The following is a 10,093-nucleotide window of genomic DNA, read 5'->3' on the forward strand; positions in this document are numbered from 1 at the left end:
TGCCTCCATAAAAAAAGGCCACCGCAAGGATGGCCTTTCTTACAAACGTTTCCTTTAGGGAAAATCTTTAACCCTTATTCAAAAACGGACGCCTCAAAGGCTTCTTCCCACGTACCAGTGGTGGACGCACGGCTATATTCGGTTGCACGGTTTTCGAAGAAGTTCGTGTGTTCAACCGCGTTCAGCATGTCATCCAGCCACGGCAGCGGATTAGCTGTCGTGTTGTAGAGAGGCTCAAGCCCAAGCTGAATCAAACGACGATCTGCAATGAAGTGGATGTAGGTTTTCACCTGTGCAGCATCCAACCCTTCAACCGGCCCCATTTCAAACGCCAGATCAATGAACGCTTCTTCGTGCTCAACGATGGTAGCGCAGATATCGCGCAGTTCCTGCTGAAGCTCTTCCGTCCAGATTTCCGGGTTTTCGTGCACAAATACGCGGAACAGGCGGATGATGGACAGGCAGTGCAGCGTTTCATCCCGCACGGACCAGGACACAATCTGCCCCATGCCCTTCAGCTTGTTGAAGCGCGGGAAGTTCAGCAGAATGGCGAAGGACGCAAAAAGCTGAAGGCCTTCTGTAAAGGCACCGAACGCTGCCAGCGTCTTGGCGATCTCATGCTTGCTGTCCACGGAGAACGCCTGCATGTAATCGTATTTATCCTTCATTTCCTTATACTTAAGGAATGCAGAATATTCCGCTTCGGGCATGCCCAGCGTGTCCAGCAGATAGCTGTATGCCGCAATATGAATGGTCTCGATGTTTGAGAACGCCGAGAGCATCATCAGCACTTCAGTGGGTTTGAAGACCCGGCTGTAGTGCTTCATGTAGCAATTGTTCACTTCCACATCGGACTGCGTGAAGAAGCGGAAAATCTGGGTCACCAGATGCCGCTCGCTTTCATTCAGTACACGGTGCCAGTCTTTCACATCGTCTGCCAGCGGCACTTCTTCCGGTAGCCAGTGCAGGCGCTGCTGCGTCAGCCATGCATCATAGGCCCACGGGTAACGAAACGGCTTGTAAACAGGATTGGAAGTCAGCAGATCGAAATGCTGTTCCTGTTCGCCGCCCCCGGGTTGTGTTTCGCTCATGATGCTGTCCTCATACCTGAAGCATTTTCTTTAAAAACAAGACGCTGAATGACTTCCCTGCCTTTTACTGGCAGGCAAGACATTCATCATAGTTGTTGTTATTGCCCGATGCCGAAGCGGCTTCTGCTCTCTGTGCATCTTCCGCCGCCAGCACATCGGCCTTGGTCAACACGTTACTGACCGTATCTGCCCGCTGGATGGAAAGCGACCGGCAATAATACAGGGATTTCAGGCCCTTCTTCCATGCCATATGGTGAATCTGATGCAGGTCCCGCTTGTGCACATTGGCAGGCAGGAACAGATTGACTGACTGCGCCTGACACACATAGGGCTGCCGGTCTGCCGCGTGCTCCACTATCCAGCGCTGATCGAGTTCGAAGGCAGTCTTGAAAACGGCCTTTTCATCATCACTCAGGAAGTCCAGCCCCTGCACGCTGCCCTTGTTCAGCGTAATGTAGGACCACACTTCCTCCGTATCCTTGCCCTTCTCCTGCAACAGCTTCAGCAGGTGGCGGTTACGCACGGTAAAGGAGCCGGAAAGCGTTTTCTGCAGGAACACGTTCGCGGCAATCGGCTCAATTCCGGGGCTCGCATTCCCGGCGATAATGGAGATGGACGCCGTAGGCGCAATCGCCATCTTGTTGGAAAACCGTTCATGCACGCCATATTCGGCCGCATCAGGGCACGGTCCCCGCAGATCCGCCAGCTTGCGGGATGCTGCATCAGCCTGTTCGCGGATATGTTTGAAAATCTTGCGATTCCAAACCTTTGCCATCACACCCTCAAACGGAACGCCTTTGGCCTGAAGGAAGGAATGGAACCCCATAACTCCCAGCCCAACAGAACGTTCCCGCGCGGCGGCATATGCTGCGTGCTTCATTTCCGGCGGTGCACGGTCAATGAAGTCCTGCAACACGTTATCCAGAAACAGCATCACATCTTCAATGAACTGAGGGTTATCGTTCCACTGCTCCCACGTTTCCAGATTGAGGGACGAGAGACAGCAGACTGCCGTACGCTGCTTTCCGTGATGATCCACCCCAGTCGGCAACGTAATTTCCGAGCACAGATTGGACGTCTTGACTTCCAGCCCCGCCAGCTTGTGATGTTCCGGCCGCGCGTTGTTCACGTGGTCTGAATACACAATATATGGCTCGCCCTGCTCCATACGGGCTGTCAGAATACGGATCCACAGTGCGCGGGCAGACACCTTACGGATAACCGTGCCGTCCTTGGGGGAAACCAATCCCCATTCATCGTCCGCTTCCACGGCCCGCATGAAAGCGTCAGACACCAGAATACCATGGTGCAGGTTCAGCGCCTTCCGGTTGGGATCACCCCCTGTAGGACGACGAATTTCAATGAACTCTTCAATTTCCGGATGCCAGACCGGCAGATAGACAGCAGCGGAGCCGCGACGCAGAGACCCCTGACTGATGGCCAGCGTCAGGCTGTCCATCACCCGAATGAAGGGGATAACGCCGGATGTCTTGCCATTCCGGCCCACATTTTCGCCAATGGAACGCAGATTGCCCCAATAGGAACCAATGCCGCCGCCCTTGCTGGCCAGCCACACATTTTCGTTCCACAGCCCCACAATGCCTTCCAGACTATCGCTTGCTTCGTTCAGGAAGCAGGAAATAGGCAGGCCGCGCGTGGTGCCCCCATTAGAGAGTACCGGCGTTGCGGGCATGAACCAATGCTGGCTCATATAGTCATAAATCCGCTGCGCATGCGCAGCATCCGCCCCGTAATAGGACGACACACGCCCGAACAGATCCTGATAGCTCTCATCAGGCAGCAGGTAGCGGTTATCCAGCGTGGCCTTGCCAAACGGTGTCAGCAGCGCATCGCGTGAACGGTCCACCCTTACCTGGTGATGGCCAGGCAACTGAACCATGTCTTCCAGCTTACCGGGCTCGAACAGATCGCCGGTACCGACCTCACGCGTCTCGGGACGGCGGCTTTCATTTTCCTGAACGTCGACCAGAGTCATGAGGTCACTTGCTCCGCTTGCTTTAGGTAAGGTGTGGCTGTGCTTGTGGGCGCGCTCTGCCGCGGCACCATATCTCGCGTTTTTGCGCCATCATCGACCCTATATCTAGTGTTTTTTTTCACCCTGAATCGGCAAAAAAAACTTGCTTTCCACTTTTGGCGCAGTTTTCAGCGATCGTCAGATATACGGGGCTGAATATTTTTTTCAGACCACGCCAATCAGACCCGACATCTCCATCCGTCTGCGTGACTCTTCAATTCCATCCGCCACGGCCAATGCCGCTGCCAGAGCGCGGCGTCCGGCCCGGACATCCACCACAACCGGCGCTCCATCCAGACACGCCGCCACAAAGGCCTCATGTTCCGCGTGGAGCGAATCATGATCTTTCCAAGAGATCGCTTCCCGCCGGAAACCACCCGTTCCCGGCAACGGAATCCCGCGCTCTTTACCAATCATGGTCAACTCGCGCTTACCAAAATCGGCAGAGAGATAGCCTTCCTCAGAAAACAGTCGCATCCGGCGCTCTGTCTTCAGGGAGATTCGGCTGGCGGTAATGGTTGCTACACAGCCATTTTCAAAACGGACACGTGCATTGGCAATATCCTCATGGGCTGAACTGACCGCTGCCCCCAGGGCATCCACCTGCGCAATCGGGCTATCTACAATCGCCAACACCAGATCCAGATCATGAATCATCAGATCGAGAATCACAGACACATCCGTGCCACGCGGCTTGAAAGGCGCAATCCGTGTTGCCTCTATATAAAGAGGGCGGGTGATACGGCGGGTGATAGCCTCATGTTCGGCTGAATAGCGCAGCAAATGCCCAACCTGACACACCAGTCCGGTTTCATCTGCTAGAGTGACCAGAAAATCCGCTTGCTCCAACGTGGCCGCCACCGGCTTTTCCACCAGCACATGCTTACCGGCCCGCAGCGCCTGCACCGCCAGTTCAAAGTGGAACTCTGCCGGGGCTGCAACCACCACAGCATCACACTGGGCTAACAGGTCTTCCACACTCTCAAAAACCGGGCACCCGGCTTCTTTCGCTACCTCGGCAGCCCTGCGCATGTCCGGATCAAACAGACCCACCAGCACCTCACGCGGCACGCTCCGCACTTTCAGGGTGTGGTAGCGCCCGAAATGTCCGGCTCCAATCACCCCAACCCGCAAGCTGCCCTGTGTCATTCCCGATCCTTCCTCATCCCGCGCACTTTCATTCGACACAGCGGTAGCAGCCCACAGCACAAACCCCAAAATCACAGATTATGTTTCTATTTTGTTCTTAATCGCCTTCCATGCTCCTGCCAAGAGCCTGTGTTTTCCCCCGCCGCAAAACCGGGAGAGTGAGGCTTCCCTCCCGTTTCTCTCTCCGAATCGAAAATAGTTTTTCAGTGGGTGTCTCTACCCATTTGCGGGCAGCTTTCCGCGCTTTCAGACTGATGCAAGGAGGCCACTTTCCCACGCCGAATACCGGACACCCTCCTTCATATCGCCACAGAGTGTTGCATCACACGCAAGGGAGCGGCATGTTCCGGGCGACAAAAACCGATTGTTTCAGGTGAGAATGTATTACAGCCGCCTCAAGTTGGCCTCGGTACTGGGTGTATGCCTGTTAGGTCTGCTGCTTTGCCTGCCCAATGGCCTGCGCAACCCCTTCCCGTCCATGCCCTGGCGGCAAATCCACCTTGGGTTGGATCTGCGCGGCGGCTCGTATCTGCTTATGCAGGTGGATCTGAAAAGCCTGACGCATGACCGCCTGCAAACGCTGGCGGACACCACGCGGGAAACCCTGCTGAAATCCCAGCTTGGCTATCGCAACATTACCACCAATGCGGATGCAGGCACCGTCTCCTTCAACCCGCGTGATCCGTCTGAAGCTGATGCTGACGTAACCGCGCTGGAAAAACTGCCGCGCGTTGTTCCCAACGAATTCACGGTCAAGAAGCAGGATAATGGCTCCATTGTCCTGACCCTGTCTCAGGATGCGGTAAAAGCCCGTGCTCGTGAAGCCGTGACCCAGTCCATCGAGATCGTGCGCCGCCGTATTGACGCCACAGGTGCGGTTGATCCCGAAATCACCCGTCAGGGCGACGACCGCATTGTCGTGGAACTCCCTGGCGTGAGCGACCCGGAACGGATCAAGACTCTGCTGGGCACCACCGCCAAGATGACGTTCCGTCTGGTCGATTCAAACCCCATGCACGCTACGGCTCCGCCACCTGGCGTCAGCCTGCTGCCCATGTCCAACCCGGCGGAAGGTGGCCCCCTACCCGTCTATGATCATGTAGATGTTGACGGCACGGACCTGACAAACGCTGGTGCCGCCATTGATTCCCAGTCAGGCGAATGGGCCGTTTCCTTCACGTTTGACTCAATCGGCACGCACGCTTTTTCAACCGTCACGCAAGCCAATGTCGGTAAGCGCTTCGCCATTGTGCTTGATAATAAGGTGATTGAAGCGCCGGTCATTCGCTCCCCCATTACGGGTGGCAATGGTCAGATCACAGGCGGCTTTGACGCCCAGCGCGCGACAGACCTCGCCCTTATGCTGCGCGCTGGCGCTCTGCCCGCTCCTCTCAGCGTGGTTGAACAGCGCACAATCGGTCCGTCTCTAGGCGCAGATTCCATCCGGGCTGGCATGCTCAGTCTGGCCGCTGGCTTCGTGATGGTCATTCTGTTCATGGCATTGTTCTATGGCCGCTTCGGCTGGTACGCGAACGTTGCCCTGCTGGCCAACCTGGTTCTGATGGTGGCCATCCTCTCCCTGTTTGAAGCCACACTCACCCTGCCCGGTATGGCCGGCATGCTGCTGACATTAGGGATGGCGGTTGATGCCAACATTCTAATCAATGAGCGTATACGTGAAGAAGTGGCTCGCGGGCGTACGCCTCTGGCAGCCATGCAGGCCGGTTTTGAGCGTGCCACCTCCACCATTGTGGACAGTAACGCCACGGCCCTTCTGGCACATGTCATGCTGTTTGTGTTTGGCACCGGCCCCGTGCGCGGCTTTGCGCTGACAATCACCATCGGTATTGCCACCACGCTGTTCACCACCCTTCTCCTTTCCCGGCTGCTTATGGTCCGCTGGTACGCGCTCACGCGCCCCACCAGCCTTCCAGTCTGAGACGAGGCGCATATGTTCGGACGTCCTCTCCTGCGTTTTGTGCGCAAGGATACCCATATCAACTTCATGCGCGGGCGCTTTGCGGGCCTGATTACCTCAGCCGTGCTGTCTCTGGCCTCCATCGGGCTGTTCTTCTATCCGGGCCTGACACTCGGACTGGATTTTCGCGGCGGGATTGTGGTGGAAGCCAAAACATCCGGCCCGGCCGATTTCGGCAAACTTCGTACCGCTTTGGCCGCCCATAACATCACGCATGCTTCTATCCAGGCGTTTGGCGCACCGAACGACGTGCTGATCCGGCTGGACGCGGGCGATGGGCAGGAAACCAACAAGGTTGTTGATAGCGTGCGCCACGCCGTCGATGAAGCTCAGCCCGGCACAACTGTTCTACGGGCCGATGCCGTTGGCGCATCCGTTTCATCCGAACTGTTCCGCAACGGCATGCTGGCCCTTGGCCTGAGCCTTGCGATGATCCTTGCCTATATCTGGTTCCGCTTTGAGTGGGAATTTGCCCTCAGCGCCGTCATTACACTGGTGCTGGATCTGACCAAGACCATGGGCTTCCTGGTGATTACAGGTTTTGAGTTTGATCTGGTGATGGTGGCGGCCATCCTGACCATCCTTGGCTATTCAACCAATGATAAAGTGGTGGTGTACGACCGCGTACGTGAAAACCTACGCAAATACCGCACCATGCCGCTGCGCGAACTGATTGATCTCTCCATCAACGAGACCCTCAACCGCACACTCGGCACCTCCTCCACCGTCTTCCTGGCCGCCCTGCCCTTGGCCCTGTTCGGCGGAACCACCCTCTCCGGCTTCGCCTGGACAATGCTGTTCGGCATTGTAGTAGGAACGTCCTCCTCCATCTTCATCGCCGCCCCGCTACTGCTGTTTATGGGAGAGGGACGGTTGAAGCGAGATGCGAAAGCGCTCGAGAAAAGATTATGAAGCTGATTTGATCAAAAAAATCAGCTCCTGAATATCTCCTGCTTTATAAAAATAAGCGGCTCAAAGATACATGGGTAGACCATCTCTTCTAAAAAACTTAAGCTAAAACAAACTAGCACATGACCAGCTACGTAGAAGAAAGTGTTTTAGAATGCTCGACTTTGATAAAAACAGCCTTTTAGAATGGAAAAAAAACGTTCTGAAGCAACTTTTAAATCAGCCATTAGAAAATACCATAACTCCTGCTTCTATATTATCTGACGATCTGACAGATGATATAATCTCAAACGTCAGATTTTTAGAAAATATATCCCTAGAAAAACTTGGGACGTCAAATAATAAGCACGACAAAGCTTGTTGGGGTAAATTATATTACGTTGCCTCGAGGCAATTCGGTCAAGGCTGGACGCCTTTATTAGATTTAATTATTAGCCAAACTCCAGAAATTGTCGCTCGAGCTGACAATGGTGGAGTATTGCCCGAAAACTATATTCCCAGCCCAATCCCCCCAAAAATCATTCAAGTGCGGCCAGACAAACCTGTATATACACCTGAAGATTCAAATAAAGTTAGCTGGTCACAAAAAAACAGAAGTTTTCTTTACAAATGCTTCAATGGAACTCAAGCACAAGATTATATTGAAACAAATCTCGGTCCTCGTACATTGGAAGCCTACAATCGTATAGGATATCCCGCTGGCCAAGCTGACTTAACAGCGCTTTCATTCCTTTATTGGGAAGGAGGCGTATTCGGGGATGTCTTTTCAGTAGATCGGGCTCCAATCTCAGCCTTATTAAATTCCCCCAATGAATTAGTACTATTCTACAGCCCCAATAGAATAGATAAATTTTTTATTGCAAGCACACCTCGACACCCTTTTATTAAAAGCTTTCTACAGCGGGCAGTAACACTTACAGAATATTCTCTTACCAATTCTTCTCATGACAAATTCACTGACCATCAAGCCCTTACTTTACATTTACTTGACCGGCTATGTGAAAACCCAAATTATCTTATCCACAATAAAATTCAACTTCTTGCACGCAAAACTTTTGATTGCATCGTAGAATTTAACGATCAAGACGAAAATTTAGGTGGAATTTCTAAATTAGACAGCTTTAGTACAGAACCTGCTCCGGCCCTTATTCCCCAAGAAACTGCAGCCGGTCTATTTTTAGATCACAACAGAAATACAATTCTTGGAGCAGCTCAAGCGACTATTCTGAAGCCTGGTATACCTCTTGAAATAATTGGCCACAATAAACATCCTGATTGGAATAAGCGTCAATCACGTTACGCCATCACACCAGCTGCACATGTTTACGAATGGAATATGATTGGGTTGAGTGGCCACGGCTGCTTATGGAATGATGACAAATTCATTCAACTGGATAGCTACCTCTCTCACGTTGGTGAAATGGAAAGCCGCGGAGGTCATTGGGGATGTCCCGCAAAATTGGGTGTAACTCAAGTAATCAACGAACCAGTTATTCCGGCTTTTAGCGCTGGCTATGGGTGCTATGGTCATTATATCGTAGACGACCTCCCTAGATTAGGACTTATCCGCAGTGTTATAGGGGAAAGTGAATTTAGAAAGATAAAGATTATTTTCCCAGTCAAAACTCCGGAGTGGGCCCTTAATCTCCTCAACGTCTTTTTTAATATCGAAAAAGACCAGATATTATTTTTCGATCATGAAAGAGAACGTTGGTTGCTTCGCAAAGCTATTGTGGCTGAGTATTTGCATAGAAATTATGTCTTCAACCCTTTTGTTAGAGAATTTTATAGAAATTATGTGAAATTTGATGGTGAACCATTCAGAAAAATCTGCCTCAGCCGGAGAACCTGGGAAATAAATAAGACACATCAGCGCATTTTTGAGCAGCAAGAATGGTTCGAAGAAGAAGCAAGGCATCGTGGCTTTGAGGTTATTGCTCCAGAAAAGCTTTCCATTCCTGAACAGATAAAACTCATGTGTGAAACGAAGATCCAGATAGGAGAACATGGCTCCGCACAGCATGCCTCTATTTATGCTGCTGGAGGCACAACTGTTGGCACCATCAATCCATTGGGAGACGTGCAAATAAATCTGGGAAGACTTTCAGGAGATCGCAATGTAATAGTTTATGAGAGTGAGAGCCGTAAAGATGATCGGAATAATACTTTTTTTAAATGCCACACAAATGATTTGAATAGTTTTTTTAATGTTCTATGAAGTTTCCCCTGCTGCACACGATAGTTCGTGCAGCAGGGGAAACAACTAATTAGCTATAGCCCTTTTGGAAATTCAATGTGATAGGTTTTCAAGAGGTTTTGAGCGTGTTTCAAACGCACAAGCTATGGACGCCAGTACAACGAGGTCGTATGGCCAGCATTACGCGCCATACGAAGCGCTATCCCTCTGATCTGATTGATGAGGAATGGGAGCGCATAGCGCCCCTGATGCCGCCTGCGAACCTGCGAGACCGGAAGCGGACAACCAATTTTCGCGAGATCATCAACGCGCTGCGCTACCTTGTCCGCTCAGGGGGGGGGAATGTTGCCGGCTCATTTCGGTCCATGGCAGACCATCTAGTGGTGGTTCCGCCGGCTGATGCGCCGTTTCCTGTTCCAGACCATTCATAACGTCTGCCTAATGCAGGACACGAAGCCAGCCCATCCGGGTCCGTTTCGATAGCCAGAGCATCAAAACACGCCATACAAAGGAACGGGGTTACGACGCCGGCAAGAAGATCATTGGGCGCAAGCGGCACATTGCCGTGGATACGGATGGTCGGTTGCTTCTGGTCAGGCTGACATCTGCCGATATTTCGAATAGCACAGGAGGGCAGATAATCCTGGATGTCATCAGCAAACTCTGGCCGTGGGTGAAACATCTGTTTGCAAATGGAGGGATCGAAGAACCGTTAATTGGTTCTTTTTTTGCGT

6 protein-coding genes and 1 pseudogene are annotated in these 10,093 nt (G+C 52.3%); 4 read left to right on the forward strand and 3 right to left on the reverse strand.

Going from position 1 to position 10,093, the window contains the following annotated elements; all coding sequences use genetic code 11:
* Nucleotides 1-74: 74 nt before the first annotated feature.
* The 3 genes from AD948_RS09635 to AD948_RS09645 all read right to left on the reverse strand — a co-directional run bounded on the left by AD948_RS09635 (nucleotide 75) and on the right by AD948_RS09645 (nucleotide 4,275).
* Nucleotides 75-1,091 carry a ribonucleotide-diphosphate reductase subunit beta gene (locus AD948_RS09635; protein WP_061471679.1) on the reverse strand — a complete coding sequence of 339 codons (1,017 nt, stop codon included), beginning with the start codon at nucleotides 1,089-1,091 and terminating at the stop codon, nucleotides 75-77.
* A 64-nt stretch (nucleotides 1,092-1,155) separates the two neighbouring features.
* Complete coding sequence (locus tag AD948_RS09640; RefSeq protein WP_006558958.1) at nucleotides 1,156-3,087, reverse strand: ribonucleoside-diphosphate reductase subunit alpha; 1,932 nt, start codon at nucleotides 3,085-3,087, stop codon at nucleotides 1,156-1,158.
* 204 nt (nucleotides 3,088-3,291) lie between these two features.
* On the reverse strand, nucleotides 3,292-4,275 hold the full coding sequence (locus tag AD948_RS09645) for a Gfo/Idh/MocA family protein (RefSeq protein WP_061471702.1): 984 nt from the start codon (nucleotides 4,273-4,275) through the stop codon (nucleotides 3,292-3,294).
* 373 nt (nucleotides 4,276-4,648) lie between these two features.
* Between AD948_RS09645 and secD the strand changes: the two genes are divergently transcribed.
* The 4 genes and pseudogenes from secD to AD948_RS09670 form a co-directional block, all read left to right on the forward strand.
* Nucleotides 4,649-6,214 carry a protein translocase subunit SecD gene (secD, locus tag AD948_RS09650; RefSeq protein ID WP_187668703.1) on the forward strand — a complete coding sequence of 522 codons (1,566 nt, stop codon included), beginning with the start codon at nucleotides 4,649-4,651 and terminating at the stop codon, nucleotides 6,212-6,214.
* A 12-nt stretch (nucleotides 6,215-6,226) separates the two neighbouring features.
* The gene (gene secF / locus AD948_RS09655) at nucleotides 6,227-7,165 is read left to right on the forward strand and encodes a protein translocase subunit SecF (RefSeq protein ID WP_061471681.1); all 939 of its coding nucleotides are present in this window, start codon (nucleotides 6,227-6,229) and stop codon (nucleotides 7,163-7,165) included.
* 151 nt (nucleotides 7,166-7,316) lie between these two features.
* Complete coding sequence (locus AD948_RS17755; RefSeq protein WP_082782387.1) at nucleotides 7,317-9,380, forward strand: glycosyltransferase 61 family protein; 2,064 nt, start codon at nucleotides 7,317-7,319, stop codon at nucleotides 9,378-9,380.
* Between the two features lie 149 nt (nucleotides 9,381-9,529).
* Nucleotides 9,530-10,093: pseudogene (locus tag AD948_RS09670) on the forward strand (IS5 family transposase); the annotation flags it as partial.

It is taken from the genome of Acetobacter senegalensis (assembly GCF_001580995.1).
GTDB lineage: Bacteria > Pseudomonadota > Alphaproteobacteria > Acetobacterales > Acetobacteraceae > Acetobacter > Acetobacter senegalensis.

What these genes read in the sequence shown, in the direction of transcription:
- secF (WP_061471681.1), top strand. Translation starts at nt 6,227, where the DNA reads ATGTTCGGACGTCCTCTCCTGCGTTTTGTGCGCAAGGATACCCATATC.
- AD948_RS09640 (WP_006558958.1), bottom strand. Translation starts at nt 3,087, where the DNA reads ATGACTCTGGTCGACGTTCAGGAAAATGAAAGCCGCCGTCCCGAGACG.
- AD948_RS17755 (WP_082782387.1), top strand. Translation starts at nt 7,317, where the DNA reads ATGCTCGACTTTGATAAAAACAGCCTTTTAGAATGGAAAAAAAACGTT.
- AD948_RS09645 (WP_061471702.1), bottom strand. Translation starts at nt 4,275, where the DNA reads ATGACACAGGGCAGCTTGCGGGTTGGGGTGATTGGAGCCGGACATTTC.
- AD948_RS09635 (WP_061471679.1), bottom strand. Translation starts at nt 1,091, where the DNA reads ATGAGCGAAACACAACCCGGGGGCGGCGAACAGGAACAGCATTTCGAT.